Below are 14,826 nucleotides of genomic sequence, written 5' to 3'. Positions count from 1 at the left end.
CATGCAAACCCGTGAAGACATCTTCGAAATCCTGCGCACCGCAATGGTGGAACTGTTCGAACTGGAGCCTGAGCGAGTCACGCTTGAAGCCAATCTGTATCAGGACCTGGAAATCGACAGTATCGATGCCGTGGACCTGATCGATCACATCAAACGCAAGACCGGCAAGAAGATTGCGGCTGAAGAATTCAAGTCGGTGAGAACCGTAAACGACGTGGTAGAGGCCGTCTACAAACTGGTCAACAGCGCCGAATGAAGCGGCTGATTGGCCTGATTCTGGTGCTGGCCGGCGTGCTCTATCCATTCGCCGTCTATTGGGGGACCGAGCATTTCGCCCCCTGGCAGTTCGCGCTGCTGCTCGGCAGCCTGTGGCTGGCGCGCGCCCTGACCGGAGAGCGCAAGCAAGGCAGCCTGGCGATGGCGATTGTCGCGCTGATCTTTTGCGTGGTGCTCGGCGCCCTCGACAGCCACATGATGCTGCGCTGGTACCCGGTACTGGTCAGCACCTTCATGCTCGGTCTGTTCGGTTCAAGCCTGGTCTACGGCCCGCCGATCGTGGAAAAGATGGCGCGCCTGAACCGCCCCGATCTGCCTGAGGCCGGTATCCGCTATACGCGTAAAGTCACGCAGATATGGTGCCTGTTCTTCCTCGTCAACGGCCTCACGTCAGCCATCCTGACGCTGTGGGCACCGTTGTCATGGTGGACGCTGTACACCGGCCTGATTTCCTACGGCCTGATGGGCATATTGTTCGCTGTCGAATGGATCGTCCGCCCACCCTCAGCGGGCGGCAAATGAAATGGATCGCATGAACTGGTTGAACCTGGAACACCTGCTGCTCGATGCGCTGCCCGACCGGCTGCTGACGCTGGCCCCGACCCTCGACCACGCGCAGTTTCGTGATCAGGCGCTCGGCGTGGCCGCAGGACTGCAGGCGCGTGGCATCACGCACCTTGCAGTGCACCTCGAAGATGCCGCCGACCTGGCCATTGCGTTGTTCGCGGCCTGGCGCGCAGGTGTGCACGTGTTGCTGCCCGCCGACTTGCAGGGCCAGACCCGCGAGCGCTGGGCGAATCAGGTCGACCTGTGGCTGACCGACCTGCCGGGTGACACCCACCTGAGCGATCTGCAGGCCGCGCCTCTCCCGGCGGCAGCGCTGGACCTGGACCAGTGCCGGCTGAGCCTGTGCACCTCAGGCTCCAGCGGCGAGCCCAAACTGATCGAGAAGCGCCTGCGGCAACTGGCCAACGAAGTCTGCGGGCTGGAGCAGCTGTGGGGCGCGGAGCTGGGCTCGGCATGCATGATCGGCAGCGTGGCGACGCAACATATTTACGGGCTGCTGTTTCGCTTGCTGTGGCCGCTGTGCGCGGCACGCCCGTTCGTGCGCCGGCAGTTGCCGTTCGCCGAAGACCTGCAACGCGCCAGCCGTGAATACCCGTCATTCGCCTGGGTCGCCAGCCCCGCGCTGCTCAAGCGCATGGGCGACAATCTCGACTGGCCGGGTCTTGCGGCCGTGCGCCGGGTGTTCTCTTCCGGTGGTGCATTGCCGGCCGAAGCCGCACACAGCCTGCAGCAACGCCTCGGTCAGTGGCCGACTGAGATTCTCGGCAGCTCGGAAACCGGCGGCATCGCCTGGCGTCAGGGCGGGCAGCGCTGGCAGGCCTTCGACGGCGTAGAGCTGAGTCAGGACGCGCAAGGTGCGCTGCGCATCAGCTCGCCCTATCTGCCGCCCGGCCATGTCGAGCAGACCGCCGATGCGGCGCTGATCGGTGCAGACGGGCGCTTCGAACTGCTGGGCAGGCTCGACCGCATCGTCAAACTCGAAGAGAAGCGCGTGTCCTTGCCGCTGATCGAGCAGGCCCTCGCGGCTCACCCGTGGGTGAGTGAAGCGCGCCTTGGCGTGGTGCAGACAAACCGTGCCTCGCTGGGCGCGCTGCTGGTGCTCAGCGACGCGGGCTTGCTGGCCCTGCGCAATCAGGGCCGTCGGGCGCTCACCGAAGCCTTGCGACACTACCTGCAGCCGCATTGCGAAACCATCGCCCTGCCGCGTCGCTGGCGGCTGCTGCGGCAGATGCCGCTCAACGCCCAAGGCAAGCTGCCGCAAGCAGACGTCGAGGCGCTGCTGCTGGCGCCACGCTCGAAACAGCCGGAAGTGCTTGAGCAACGGAGCATCGAAGGCGAGTTGCACCTGCAATTGAGTGTCCCGCCCGATCTGGCGTTTTTCAGCGGCCACTTTCCCAAGGCGCCGATTTTGCCGGGCGTGGTGCAGGTCGACTGGGCGATCAGCCTGGGCCAGCGACTGCTCGACCTGCCATGCGGATTCGCCGGCATGGAGGTGCTCAAATTCCAGCAACTGGTGCGCCCCGGCGACCGCCTCACGCTGACGCTGCGCTTCGATGCAGCACGCTCCAAGCTGCACTTCGCCTTTCGCAACGCCGACAACGCGCCCTGCTCCAGTGGCCGGATCCTCCTGGTGGACGACCATGCATAAGCCTTGCGTGATCATTCCGGTGTTCGACCACGAGCGGGCCGTGCCCAACGTGGTCAAGGCCGTGCGTAACGCAGGGTTGCCGTGCATCCTGGTCGACGATGCCAGCAGCCCGGCCTGCGAAGCTGTGTTACAGCAGCTGGCGCAGGGTGAGGCTATCTACCTGCTGCGCCTGCCGGTCAATCAGGGCAAGGGCGGCGCGGTGATGGCCGGCTTCCGCGAGGCGATCCGGCTGGGTTTCAGCCATGCGTTGCAGGTCGATGCCGATGGCCAGCATGATCTGAGCGATATCCCGGTATTTCTGGAGCAGTCGCGCCAGCACCCGGATGCGCTGATCTGTGGCTATCCGCAATTCGACGAGAGCGTGCCCAAAGGCCGTCTGTATGCACGCTACCTGACCCACGTCTGGGTGTGGATCAATACCCTGTCGTTGCACATTCGCGATTCCATGTGCGGCTTTCGCCTCTATCCACTGGCCCCGGTGCTGGCGCTGATCGACAGCGTGAAGATCGGCAGGCGCATGGATTTCGACTCGGAAATGCTCGTGCGCCTGTCCTGGCGCGGCCAGCCGATGCGCTGGCTGCCGACCCGCGTGCACTACCCGCAGGACGGCCTGTCGCATTTCCGCCTGTTTCACGACAACGCGCTGATTTCGAAAATGCACGCCAAGCTGTTCTTCGGCATGCTGCTACGCCTGCCAATGATCCTGTGGCGACGGTGGCGGCCATGAGCATCGACAAGTCGCCCAAGGAGCATTGGGCCAGTCATCAGGAGCGCGGCAGTTTCATGCTCATGAAACTCACCGCCTGGGGCATGCGGGTGCTAGGTCGGCGCCTGCTCAGCCCGGTGCTGTATGGCATCGTTCTGTATTTCTTTGTCTTCGGCCGACGTGCCCGGCACAGCATCTGGCAATACCAGCAGCACCTGGCTGACTGGAGCGGCAAGCCCGAACTGCGGCCCAGCCAGCGCCGGGTGTTCGGCCAGTTCATGGCATTTGCCGATTCCTTGCTCGACAAGCTCGACGTGTGGAACGGCAGGCTGGGTATTGATCAGATCGAGATCGTCGACCAGGCCCTGCTGCGCCAGAACCTGCGTGGCCAACGCGGACAGATGCTGGTCGGTGCGCACCTGGGCAACCTCGAAGTGTGCCGGGCGCTGGCCGAACTCGGCGAAAAGGTCACCATGAACGTGCTGGTGCACACCAAACACGCCGAACGTTTCAATCGCCTGCTCGGCGAAGCTGGCGCGACCCATCTGCGCCTGATTCAGGTCAGCGAGCTGGACCCGGCCATCATGCTGCAATTAAGCCAGCGTCTGGACGAAGGCGAGTGGCTGGCCATCGCCGGTGACCGCGTCGCCCTGCATGGCGGGCGCAATGTGCGGGTCGACTTTCTCGGCCAGCCGGCGACCTTCCCGCAAGGCCCCTGGCTGCTGGCCGGGCTGCTCAAGTGCCCGGTCAATCTGTTCTTCTGCCTCAAGGGTGCGAAAGGCTACCGGGTGATTCTGGAACCGTTCGCCGACGCCATCGAGTGGCGGCGCAGCGACCGCGCTCAGGTCATCGAGCAGTGGGCCACGCGTTATGCCGAGCGTCTTGGGCACTATTGCCTGGAAGCGCCGCAGCAGTGGTTCAATTTCTACCCATTCTGGAAGTCTGCCGATGAATCAGGCTCATGAGCTGATCGCGCTCGGCGATCATGTGCTGCGTCGTAAGATCAGCGCAGGTCGCCACAGGAGGTTACATGCGCAGTAAGGGTTTTCTGCACATCGACACTGAAATCGTCGTGCCGTTTTTCGACGTCGACATGATGAACATCGTCTGGCACGGGCACTACGTGAAGTACCTCGAAGTGGCGCGTTGCGCGCTGCTCGATCATATCGGGCATAACTACATGCAGATGCTCGAATCCGGTTATGGTTGGCCGGTGATCGATCTGCAGTTGCGCTATGTGCGCAGCGCCGTGTTCGGTCAGACACTGAACGTGCGCGCCAGTCTGGTGGAGTGGGAGAACCGTCTGAAGATCAATTACCTGATCACCGATGCACACACCGGTGAGCGCCTGACCCGCGCCAGCACTGTGCAGGTCGCCGTCGACAGCCAGAGCCGGGAAATGCAACTGGCCTCGCCGCAGGTGTTCATCGATGCCGTGAAAAATGCCCTTGAGAGCACAATAGAGAGCGCCTCGCCATGAACCGCCCGCTTCGTACCTTGATCCTGCTGGGTCTGCTGTGCCTTTGTTCCCTGGCACAGGCGTTCGACCTGCAACAACTGAGCGACCAGCTCGCCAAACCTGCGGTGGTGCAGGGTCGTTTCGTTCAGGAAAAACACCTGCGCGCCCTGCCGCAACCGCTGCTCAGCAAGGGCCGCTTCGTGCTCGCCAGGGATTTCGGGCTGCTCTGGCTGCTGGAAACACCGCTCAAGCAGGATTACCGCATCAACGCCGACGGTATTGCCCGTCGTGAAACCGCTGGCAATGTCAGCAGCTGGAAGCCGGTGCCGAACAAGAACGCCGGCGCCGAGCAGAACCGTCTGTTCCTGGCGGTCCTGCAAGGCGACAGCAGCGGCCTGCAGCGGGATTTCGACTTGCAGCTCAAGGGCGAGGCGACTGCCTGGCACCTCACCCTGACGCCGCGTTCGATGCTGCTGCAACAAGTGTTCAAGCAGATCAACATCGACGGTGGCGAACTGGTGCAGCGTATCGAGCTGCTGGAAACCCAGGGCGACAGCACGGTCCTGAAAATGATCGACAGCAGCAGCGCTCCGACCCTGACCGATGCGCAGCGTAATGACTTCAAAGACTGAGCGGCTGTTGCCGCGACTGTTCCTGCTGATTCTGGCAGGCGTACTGGCGCTCGCTGGCTGGCAGTGGCACGACCGCTCGCCGCTGTCGGCCAACCTGATGGAGCTGGTGCCGGGCACCGATAACGACGAACTGGTGGTGAGCGCCGAAAAGCGCATGCAGGAACCGCTCAACCGGGAAATGCTGGTGCTGGTGGGCCACAGCGATCGGCAGAAGGCTGTCGAACTGGCACGCACTCTGGCTGAACAATGGCAGTCGACCGGCCTGTTCGAGAAGGTCCAGTGGTCGCTGCAGGCCGACCTGCCCGCGTTGCGCACCCAGTTGCTGCAAGGGCGCATCGCCATGTTGCCGACAGCGGATCGCACACTGCTGATCGACGACCCGAAAACCTTCATCGAACAGCGCGTGCAGACGCTGTTCGACCCGTTTGCCGGGTTCAGCCTGGTGCCTGGCCAGGATGACTGGCTGGGGCTGACCGGACGTATCCAGAACGGCCTGCCGAAGCAGGGCTCGGTCGAAGCGGACCTGGCCAGCGGCGCGCTGGTGGCCAGCGCCGAGGGTAAAAGCTGGGTACTGCTGCGTTCGCGAACCCGAACCGATGCCTTCGATATGCACCTGCCCGGCCAGGTTGCCGACCTGCTGGCGCAAGCGCGGGTACAGGCCAGTCAGGCAGGTGGTCAATTACTCGCGGCCAGCGGGCTGCTTTACGCTGCCGACGGGCAGAAGCAGGCCAGCCGGGAAATCACCTGGGTCGGCGGTGGCGCAACGGTCGGTATCCTGTTGTTGCTGTTGCTCGCCTTCCGGCGCTGGAGCGTGCTGCTGGCATTCGTGCCGGTGGTGGTCGGCATGCTCTTCGGCGCGGTGGCCTGCGTCGCGATATTCGGCAGCATGCACGTCATGACGCTGGTGCTGGGCTCGAGCCTGATCGGGGTGGCGGTGGATTACCCGCTGCACTACCTGTCCAAGAGCTGGAGCCTCAAGCCCTGGCGCAGCTGGCCCGCCTTGCGCCTGACCCTGCCGGGCCTGAGCCTGAGCCTGATCACCAGTTGCATCGGCTACCTGGCGCTGGCCTGGACGCCGTTCCCGGCACTCACGCAAATTGCGGTGTTCTCGGCGGCCGGCCTGATCGGCGCCTACCTGACGGCGGTGTGCCTGCTGCCCGCGCTGCTCGCCAACGTCGAGATCAGCCCTGCCCAGTGGCCGCTGAAACTGGCGCAATTGATGCTCGACTGCCGCGCCGCCTTGCTGCTGCGCATCAGCACACCGATCCTGCTGGTGCTGCTGTTGGCCTTCTGTGGCGGCGGACTCTGGCACCTGACCACCAAGAACGATATCCGCCAATGGGTGGCAGCACCTCAGGCGTTGACCGATGAAGCCCAGGCCATCGCGCGGATCACCGGTTATCAGCCCACCAGCCAGTTCTTTCTGGTGCGCGGCAAGGACCAACAGCAGTTGCTGGATCGGCAGTCCGAACTGACCCAACGGCTCGACCAACTGGTCAGCATGGACAAGCTGCAAGGCTACATGGCGCTCAATCAGTTGCTCGATTCGCCTGCCGAACAACAGGCTACCCGCGGTGCACTGGGCAAATTGCCGCAATACTGGGCGCCGCTGGTAGAACTTGGCGTTCCGGCCAGTGCCTTGAAGGCTGAACTGGCGCAATTGCAGGCACTGCCGACGCAAGACGTCGATCAGGCGCTTCAAGGCCCGCTGAGCGAACCGTGGCGCACGCTCTGGCTGGGACCGACACGCGATGACGACGGCGATCAAGGTGTCGCCAGCATTGTCAGCCTGCGCGGCATGAACAGCATGGCGTTGCTGCGCGTGCAGGCCATCGGGCTGGAGGGCGTGCAACTGGTCGACCGCCTGGGTGAGCTCAACGAGGTGTTTGCCCACACGCAGATCAGCGCAGCGCAATTGAAGCTGGCGTCGTGCGTGCTGATTGTCCTGCTGCTGATCGCGCCGTTTGGCTTCGGTGGTGCATTGCGCATCGTCGCCCTGCCCCTGCTGGCGGCGCTGTGCAGCCTCGCCAGCCTGGGCTGGCTCGGTCAGCCGCTGACCCTGTTCAGCCTGTTCGGCCTGTTGCTGGTCACGGCGATCAGCGTCGATTACGCCATCCTGATGCGCGAGCAGATAGGCGGCGCAGCGGTCAGCCTGCTGGGCACGCTGCTGGCCGCGCTTACCACCTGGCTGTCGTTCGGCCTGCTGGCCGTTTCCAGCACCCCGGCGATCAGCAACTTCGGCCTTTCGGTCAGCCTGGGGCTGGCGTTCAGCTTCCTGCTGGCGCCCTGGGCCAGCCCGCGTAAAGCGCTTCATTCGCCAGCCAATGCTGAAGGGCCACACGCATGAATCTTGCAGCGCTGTCGTTACTCCCTGCCACCGCCCAACCGAAAAGGAATACCTGTGCCCATCACTGATAGGGAAATTCGTCAGGTCGTCGTCATCGGTGCCGGCCCGGCCGGTTCAATAGCGGCTGCCCTGCTCAAACGCCAGGGCCATGACGTGCTGATCATCGAGCGCCAGCTGTTTCCGCGCTTCTCCATCGGTGAGAGCCTGCTGTGTCATTGCCTGGACTTCGTCGAAGAAGCCGGGATGCTGGAGGCCGTGCAGGCTGCCGGTTTCCAACCCAAGAATGGCGCAGCCTTCGCGCGTGGCGAGCAATACAGCGATTTCGACTTCGGCGATACGTTCAGCAACGGCAAGCCGACGACCTTTCAGGTGCAGCGCAGCGAGTTCGACAAACTGCTCGCCGATCAGGCGGCGCTGCAAGGCGTGGACATCCGCTATCAGGAAGAGATCGTCAGCGCCGACTTCGAGGGCCCGCAGCCGGTTTTGCGTGTGAGGCGTGAGGACGGCAGCGAATACAGCGTGCAGGCCAGCTTCGTACTCGACGCCAGCGGCTATGGCCGCGTGCTGCCGCGCTTGCTGGATCTGGAAGCGCCGTCAGGTTTCCCTGTGCGCCAGGCGGTGTTCACCCATATCGAAGACCGCATCGAAAGCCCGCCCTTCGACCGCCGCAAGATTCTCGTCAGCATCCATCCGCAGCACAGCGATGTGTGGTTCTGGTCGATTCCGTTCAGCGAAGGCCGCTGTTCGATAGGCGTGGTCGCCTCGGCCGAGCGCTTCAAGGACAAGCCCGAGGATCTGGATGCCTGCCTGCGCGCCTTTATCGATGAAACACCGCAGCTGGCCAGCGTGCTGAAAAACGCAGTCTGGGATACGCCAGCGAGAACCATCGGCGGCTACTCGGCCAACGTCAAGACCCTGCACGGCAAGGGCTTTGCGCTGCTGGGCAATGCGGCGGAATTCCTCGACCCGGTGTTCTCTTCGGGCGTGACCATCGCCATGCGTTCGGCGAGCATGGCGGCTGGCGTGCTGAGCCGGCAGTTGCAAGGCGAAAACGTGGATTGGGAAAGCGAGTTCGCGGTGCCGTTGAAGCGTGGCGTCGACACCTTCAGGGCCTATGTCGAGGGCTGGTACGACGGTACGTTTCAGAATGTGATTTTCTACCCCGGCAGCGCTCCGGACATCCGCCGCATGATCAGCTCGATTCTGGCCGGTTATGCCTGGGACGAACGCAATCCGTTTGTCAGCGAGCCCAAGCGCCGCCTGCGCACGCTCTCGGAAATCTGCGCGGACAGTGGCCCATGAATCGACCGTTCCTGAGTGACAGTTATGTCGAGGAAACCCGCTTCGGCCTGTGGTTTCTGCGCAGCAACATCTGGCAGTACCGCGTGCTGCGCGTGGCGATAGACGACTTGCGCAGCCTGTTCACCAGCCCGCCGCCGGTTGCGCCGGTATTGCTCGACGCAGGGTGCGGGCAAGGCCGGTCGTTTCAGCAGCTGAACAAGGTTTTTCAGCCGTCCAGGCTCATCGGTGTCGACGCCGATCCGCACAGCCTCGACATGAGTGGTGAAGAGGCTCGGGCCAGAGGCGTAGAGGTCGAGCTGATCGGCAGCGACTGCGCAGCCCTGCAAGTACCCGACGCCAGCGTCGATCTGCTGTTCTGCCACCAGACTTTCCATCATCTGGTCGAGCAGGAACAGGCGCTGGCCGAGTTTTATCGTGTGCTCAAGCCGGGCGGCTACCTGCTGTTTGCCGAGTCGACCGAAGCGTACATCGACACCTGGGTGATTCGCTGGCTGTTCCGCCACCCGATGCACGTTCAGAAAAGCGCGGCGCAGTATCTGCAGATGATCCGCGACCAGGGTTTCGAGTTCGATGCACAGAATGTTTCGTACCCTTACCTGTGGTGGAGCCGCGCCAGGGACTTCGGCCTGCTCGAGGTCTTGAAACTGCAAAAGCCCAGGCCATTCGGGCAACGTGAGGAAACGCTGGTCAATGTCGTGGCCCGCAAACCCCTGGAAGTTGGAGCATCATGATTCGCGTACTGTTTTTAGCCTTCCTGCTGCTCGGCGGCTGTGCGGCACAAGCCCCGCTGCCGACCAGTGCACCGACCATGCAATTGCCGATGCAACTGCACATTGAACGTCGCCAGGCCGATCAGCATCAGGACTGGCTGCTGATCATCCAGCGCGAAAACGGCGGATTGCGCTGGTCAATGATGGACCCGCTGGGCATTCCCCAGGCGCGCCAGTTGCTGATCGACGGAAAATGGCAGGCCGACGGTTTGCTGCCGCCCAATCCGGAAGCCCGCGAGCTGTTCGCTGCGCTGATGTTCGCCATGACCCCGGACCTGGAAATGCATGGCCGCTACCCGACGGCTTACCGCCAGGGCATGCAGCGTCGTCTGGAGGACCGCTGGCTGGTCGAATATCAGTCGGCCAACGCGTTCACCATCCGCCTCAAGGACCGGCTGAGCTACAAGGTGACACCGCTGAACAACGAGAGCCTGCCATGACCGCCTATCTCAACGCGCTGGGCGTGATCTGCTCGCTGGGCGACAGCCGTGAAGAGGTGTCGCGCAGGCTGTTCGCAGGCGACAGCTCGGGCATGGTGTTCGAAAGCGGCTGGGTGCCGGAACGCGCGTTGCCGGTCGGTGCAGTCAAATCCGCACTGCCGCCCATTCCGCCTGCCGTGCATTTGCATCGCAGCCGCAATAACCAGTTGCTGCTGGCCGCCGCCCTGCAGATCGAGGAGGACATCAGCCAGGCCATCACCCGCTTCGGCGCCGGGCGAATCGGCGTGATCATCGGCACCAGCACCTCGGGCATCGATGAAGCGAGCGAGAGCATGGCCGTCTGGCTGCGTGAGCGTACCTTCCCCGACGATTACGATTATCGGCAACAGGAACTGGGCGCACCGGCGAATTTTCTCGCCGCCTGGCTGCAATTGAGCGGCCCGGCCTACGTCATCTCGACAGCCTGCACGTCCAGCTCGCGGGCGTTGCTCAGTGCGCGTCGGGCGCTGGACATGGGCCTGTGCGATGCCGTGCTGTGCGGCGGCGTCGACAGCCTGTGCAAGCTGACCCTGCAGGGGTTCTCGGCACTCGAGGCCATGTCGCCGCAGCTCTGCAACCCGTTCTCCAGCAACCGCAACGGGATCAATATCGGCGAGGCGGCCGCGCTGTTCCTGATGACTCGTGAAGCCGACAGCAGGCACTCGATTGCCCTGCTGGGCGCAGGTGCCAGCTGCGACGCTCACCACATCTCGGCCCCCGAACCCACCGGCCGTGGTGCGCGCGATGCCATGCTGCAAGCGTTGCGCAATGCCCGACTCGAGGCGGAGCAGATCGGTTATCTGAACCTGCATGGCACCGCCACGCAGCACAACGATGCGATGGAGAGCCTGGCCGTGCAGGGCGTATTTCCGAACGGCGTGCCCTGCTCGTCGACCAAACCGCTCAGCGGCCACACCCTGGGCGCGGCGGGCGCGCTGGAAGCGGCGTTTTGCTGGCTGAGCCTGGCCCCGCAGAATACCGAACAGGCCCTGCCCCCGCACCTGTGGGACGGCGAGGCCGATCCGCTCCTGCCTGCGCTGCAATGGACACACGCAGGCTCGCGCCTGACACCTGAAAACGCTCGTTACATGATGAGCAATTCGTTTGCCTTCGGTGGCAACAACATCAGCCTGATTATCGGAGATGCCCCATGACCGAGTGGCCGCTCGCCGAACTCATCCCCCATGCCGGCGACATGATTCTCATCGATCAGGTGCTGAGCGTTGACGAAGAACAGATTCGAACCCGCCTGACCGTACGCGCCGACGGCCTGTTCAATCAAGCCGACGGCAGCCTGCCGGCCTGGCTGGGCATAGAGCTGATGGCGCAGAGCGTCGCGGCCTATGCCGGTTGCAAGGCGCGCAACAAGGGCGAAGCGGTCAAGCTGGGTTTTCTGCTTGGCAGTCGCAAGTTCGACTGCAACGTGACGCGCTTCCCGCTGGGCAGTGAACTGCACATCCATGCCGTGCGCTCCCTGCAGGACGACAACGGCATGGGCATGTTCGAATGCACCCTCACCGGGCCGGGTATCGAGGCTTTTGCCCGACTCAATGTATATTGCCCGCCCAACACTGCTGACTACCTGGCTGAAGGAGCCCCGGCATGACTGAATCGATACTGGTCACCGGCTCCAGCCGTGGCATCGGCCGCGCCATCGCCCTGCGTCTGGCGCAGGCCGGATACGACCTGATCCTGCATTGCCGCACCGGCCGCAGCGAAGCCGAAGCGGTGCAGGCCGAAGTCGTTGCGCTGGGCCGTCAGGCACGCGTGCTGCAATTCGATGTTTCGGACCGGGCCGCCTGCAAGGCCATTCTGGAAGAGGACGTGGAGACGCACGGCGCCTATTACGGCGTGGTACTCAACGCCGGGCTGACCCGCGACGGCGCGTTTCCGGCACTCAGCGAGGATGACTGGGATCAGGTGCTGCGCACCAACCTGGACGGGTTCTATAACGTCCTGCACCCGTTGACGATGCCGATGATTCGCCGTCGTGCAGCAGGGCGCATCGTCTGCATCACCTCGGTTTCCGGGCTGATCGGTAATCGCGGCCAGGTCAATTACAGCGCTTCCAAGGCAGGGCTGATCGGTGCCGCCAAGGCGCTGGCCATCGAACTGGGCAAGCGCAAGATCACCGTCAACTGCGTCGCGCCGGGGCTGATCGATACGGCCATGCTGGACGAGAACGTGCCGGTGGACGAACTGATGAAAATGATCCCGGCCCAACGCATGGGCACGCCCGAGGAAGTGGCGGGTGCGGTGAATTTTCTCATGTCGGCCGAAGCGAGCTACATCACCCGTCAGGTTCTGGCCGTCAACGGGGGACTGTGCTGATGAAGCGTGTGGTAGTGACCGGCATGTCCGGCATCACCTCGGTGGGCAGCGACTGGCCGACTATCGATGCACGCTTCACGGCCAATCGCAGCGGCATTCGCCGGATGGACGAGTGGAACCGGTTTGCCGAGCTCAATACCCGCCTGGCTGGCCCCATCGACGGTTTCGCCGTGCCGGGGCACTGGACGCGCAAACAACTGCGCAGCATGGGCCGTGTGTCCCGTCTGGCCGTGGCGGCCGCGGAGCAGGCCCTGATCGACGCCGGGCTGCTGAATGACCCGATCATTCGCGATGGCCGCATGGGTACGGCCTGCGGCTCGTCCACCGGTAGCACCGACGAGATCAAGGCCTTCGGCAACATGCTGATCAACTCGGTGGCTGTGGGCCTGAACGCCAACTCCTACGTGCGCATGATGCCGCACACCACGGCCGCCAACATCAGCATCTTCTTCGGCCTGACCGGACGCCTGATTCCGACCTCCAGCGCCTGCACCAGTGGCAGTCAGGGCATCGGCTATGCCTACGAGGCGATCAAGTTCGGTCGTCTGCCGCTAATGCTGGCGGGCGGGGCCGAAGAGCTGTGCCCGACCGAGGCCATGGTCTTCGACGCGCTGTACGCTACCAGCCTCAAGAATGACGCGCCACACACCACACCACGCCCCTACGACAGCGGACGCGACGGCCTGGTGATCGGTGAAGGTGGCGGCATGCTGGTGCTTGAAGAGCTGGAACATGCCCAGGCACGTGGCGCGCACATCTACGCCGAGATCGTCGGCTTCGGCAGCAACGCCGACGGCGCGCACAGCACTCGCCCCGAGCAGGCCACCATGCGCCGCGCGATGGAGCTGGCCCTCGAAGACGCCAACCTTTCGCCTGACGCCATCGGTTACGTCAACGGTCACGGCACCGCCACCGAGCAGGGCGACATCGCCGAGACGCTGGCCACCAGCAGCCTGTTCGGCCCGCGCATGCCACTCAGCTCGCAGAAAAGCTTCCTCGGCCACACGCTGGGAGCGTGCGGCGCGCTGGAGTCATGGTTCAGCATCGAAATGCTCAACAGCGATCGCTATATCCATACGCTCAACCTGGTCGACATCGACCCACAGTGCGGCGAACTAGACTACATCGTCGGCGAACCAAGGCACATGAGCAACGAATACGTGATGAACAACAACTTCGCATTTGGCGGCGTGAACACCTCGCTGATCTTCAGGCGTTGGGGTTGAGCGGCGCCTTCCCGAGCACCTGTCGTTCCCTACGCGGCAGCGCAAAGTCATGCTTTGCCTGTAGTCACTGCACATAAAAGCGCTTTTTTCTCACAGTGGCACTGACGACGCAGAGTGCGACGTCAGTGACGGCTGAGTCCTGGCGCTCAGTGGTCAACAGCCAGAAGTGCCGACAGAACGCACAGAAACAGTACCCTCAGGCTTCTCCTGCTGGCCGCACTTGTCATTTGCAATGATGTCCGTGATCCAGTCCTTGTAGAACGAAATTCGAGTCATCTGACTAGCGTCGAGCAAACCACGACTTACCAGCGCAACGCCGACGTAGCCGCTCTGCGTTTTGAAGAGCAACGGCCCGCCTGAATCGCCGCCGCCAGAAATCTTGCTCGAACACACATTCAAGAGAGGATCAAAGTAGGTAGGTGGATAGCCCGGCGGCACGTCTATGCATTTGCGATCTTCCAGAATCGAGCCGTCAACATGATAAAGCTCGTTCGGCATGGTGCCGGTTTCTCTCACTCCGAAACCTGCCAGCGTGACAGGCATCCCGACTTCGTGCGCAACCACCTGATCAATGCCGTCCAGTTTGAGGATGTCTTTACTTTCGGTTGGACGCTCAAGTTTCAATAGCGCAATGTCGTAAAGCCCCGATCCCTTTTCGTCGCCTGTTTTAGAGTAAACCTGCCAGCCTTTGAAATCCGCAGGAATAAACGCTTCAGCGATCCTGATCTTGTCCCGGCTGACGACCGGAGGCCCGTACTTCTCTATAGCAATCTGGACAAACGCAGGCGACTGACCACGTATGCAGTGTGCCGCCGTAAGCACCCATTGCGCAGCGATCAACGCCCCCCCGCAGAGGTGCTGGCCATCCTCCTTGGTCAATGAAGTGAAAAAAGGATAAGCACCTGCGGGTGCGGGCGTACCACCGATAATTTTCTCGTCTGCCGCCACTGTCAGCGACAGGCTCAATAAAGCCATCATCCATATTTGTTTGCGCATGCTTCTCTCCCTGTTCCTGTCATTCCGTCCTGGAGCATCAGGTGCACATGAGATTCAACGCAAAAAACACTGATCTGCCTACTGTCA

16 protein-coding genes are annotated in these 14,826 nt (G+C 62.9%); 15 read left to right on the top strand and 1 reads right to left on the bottom strand.

The features are described 5' to 3' along the window. Position 1 precedes the first annotated feature (1 nt). The 15 genes from GE543_RS22540 (at position 2) to GE543_RS22470 (ending at position 13,743) form a co-directional block, all read left to right on the top strand. A complete protein-coding gene (locus GE543_RS22540; RefSeq protein ID WP_003316687.1) occupies positions 2-256 on the top strand; it encodes an acyl carrier protein in 255 nt (84 codons plus the stop codon). Beyond that, positions 253-798 carry a membrane protein gene (locus tag GE543_RS22535; RefSeq protein WP_004409305.1) on the top strand — a complete coding sequence of 182 codons (546 nt, stop codon included), beginning with the start codon at positions 253-255 and terminating at the stop codon, positions 796-798. The genes GE543_RS22540 and GE543_RS22535 overlap by 4 nt, the downstream gene beginning before the upstream one ends. A 10-nt stretch (positions 799-808) precedes the next feature. Then, on the top strand, positions 809-2,491 hold the full coding sequence (locus GE543_RS22530) for an acyl-CoA synthetase family protein (protein WP_178118659.1): 1,683 nt from the start codon (positions 809-811) through the stop codon (positions 2,489-2,491). Continuing rightward, positions 2,484-3,218, top strand: a complete 735-nt coding sequence (locus GE543_RS22525) for a glycosyltransferase family 2 protein (RefSeq protein WP_046237741.1) — start codon at positions 2,484-2,486, stop codon at positions 3,216-3,218. The genes GE543_RS22530 and GE543_RS22525 overlap by 8 nt, the downstream gene beginning before the upstream one ends. Next, the gene (locus tag GE543_RS22520) at positions 3,215-4,162 is read left to right on the top strand and encodes a glycosyl transferase (protein ID WP_024692114.1); all 948 of its coding nucleotides are present in this window, start codon (positions 3,215-3,217) and stop codon (positions 4,160-4,162) included. Before GE543_RS22525 ends, GE543_RS22520 begins: the two co-directional genes overlap by 4 nt. 65 nt (positions 4,163-4,227) lie before the next feature. Further along, entirely contained in the window at positions 4,228-4,677 is a 450-nt protein-coding gene (locus tag GE543_RS22515; protein WP_003316680.1) for a thioesterase family protein, read from the top strand. After that, the gene (locus tag GE543_RS22510; RefSeq protein ID WP_153222419.1) at positions 4,674-5,288 is read left to right on the top strand and encodes an outer membrane lipoprotein carrier protein LolA; all 615 of its coding nucleotides are present in this window, start codon (positions 4,674-4,676) and stop codon (positions 5,286-5,288) included. Before GE543_RS22515 ends, GE543_RS22510 begins: the two co-directional genes overlap by 4 nt. Further along, complete coding sequence (locus GE543_RS22505) at positions 5,272-7,635, top strand: MMPL family transporter (protein ID WP_178118658.1); 2,364 nt, start codon at positions 5,272-5,274, stop codon at positions 7,633-7,635. Before GE543_RS22510 ends, GE543_RS22505 begins: the two co-directional genes overlap by 17 nt. 54 nt (positions 7,636-7,689) lie before the next feature. Beyond that, entirely contained in the window at positions 7,690-8,937 is a 1,248-nt protein-coding gene (locus GE543_RS22500) for an NAD(P)/FAD-dependent oxidoreductase (protein WP_103696664.1), read from the top strand. Beyond that, positions 8,934-9,668 carry a class I SAM-dependent methyltransferase gene (locus GE543_RS22495; protein WP_003414280.1) on the top strand — a complete coding sequence of 245 codons (735 nt, stop codon included), beginning with the start codon at positions 8,934-8,936 and terminating at the stop codon, positions 9,666-9,668. The genes GE543_RS22500 and GE543_RS22495 overlap by 4 nt, the downstream gene beginning before the upstream one ends. Beyond that, positions 9,665-10,147 (top strand): hypothetical protein, encoded by a 483-nt coding sequence (locus GE543_RS22490; protein WP_100072844.1) that lies wholly within the window; start codon positions 9,665-9,667, stop codon positions 10,145-10,147. The genes GE543_RS22495 and GE543_RS22490 overlap by 4 nt, the downstream gene beginning before the upstream one ends. Continuing rightward, a complete protein-coding gene (locus GE543_RS22485) occupies positions 10,144-11,340 on the top strand; it encodes a beta-ketoacyl-[acyl-carrier-protein] synthase family protein (RefSeq protein WP_100072845.1) in 1,197 nt (398 codons plus the stop codon). Before GE543_RS22490 ends, GE543_RS22485 begins: the two co-directional genes overlap by 4 nt. Next, positions 11,337-11,792, top strand: coding sequence for a hotdog family protein (locus GE543_RS22480; protein ID WP_003392291.1), 456 nt, complete (start codon positions 11,337-11,339; stop codon positions 11,790-11,792). Before GE543_RS22485 ends, GE543_RS22480 begins: the two co-directional genes overlap by 4 nt. Continuing rightward, positions 11,789-12,517: a 3-oxoacyl-ACP reductase FabG gene (fabG, locus tag GE543_RS22475; RefSeq protein ID WP_003414275.1), complete on the top strand. Its 729-nt coding sequence runs from the start codon at positions 11,789-11,791 to the stop codon at positions 12,515-12,517. The genes GE543_RS22480 and fabG overlap by 4 nt, the downstream gene beginning before the upstream one ends. Next, positions 12,517-13,743 (top strand): beta-ketoacyl-ACP synthase, encoded by a 1,227-nt coding sequence (locus tag GE543_RS22470; RefSeq protein ID WP_153222417.1) that lies wholly within the window; start codon positions 12,517-12,519, stop codon positions 13,741-13,743. Before fabG ends, GE543_RS22470 begins: the two co-directional genes overlap by 1 nt. A gap of 153 nt (positions 13,744-13,896) precedes the next feature. On the opposite strand, the gene GE543_RS22465 is transcribed toward GE543_RS22470, so the two are convergent. Next, positions 13,897-14,739: a trypsin-like serine protease gene (locus GE543_RS22465; protein WP_153222416.1), complete on the bottom strand. Its 843-nt coding sequence runs from the start codon at positions 14,737-14,739 to the stop codon at positions 13,897-13,899. Positions 14,740-14,826 lie beyond the last annotated feature (87 nt).

Source organism: Pseudomonas sp. SZ57 (assembly GCF_009495975.1).
Classification (GTDB): Bacteria; Pseudomonadota; Gammaproteobacteria; order Pseudomonadales; family Pseudomonadaceae; genus Aquipseudomonas; species Aquipseudomonas syringae.
Note: the sequence above shows the minus strand (reverse complement) of the source record. Positions and strands in the feature narration are given on the sequence as shown.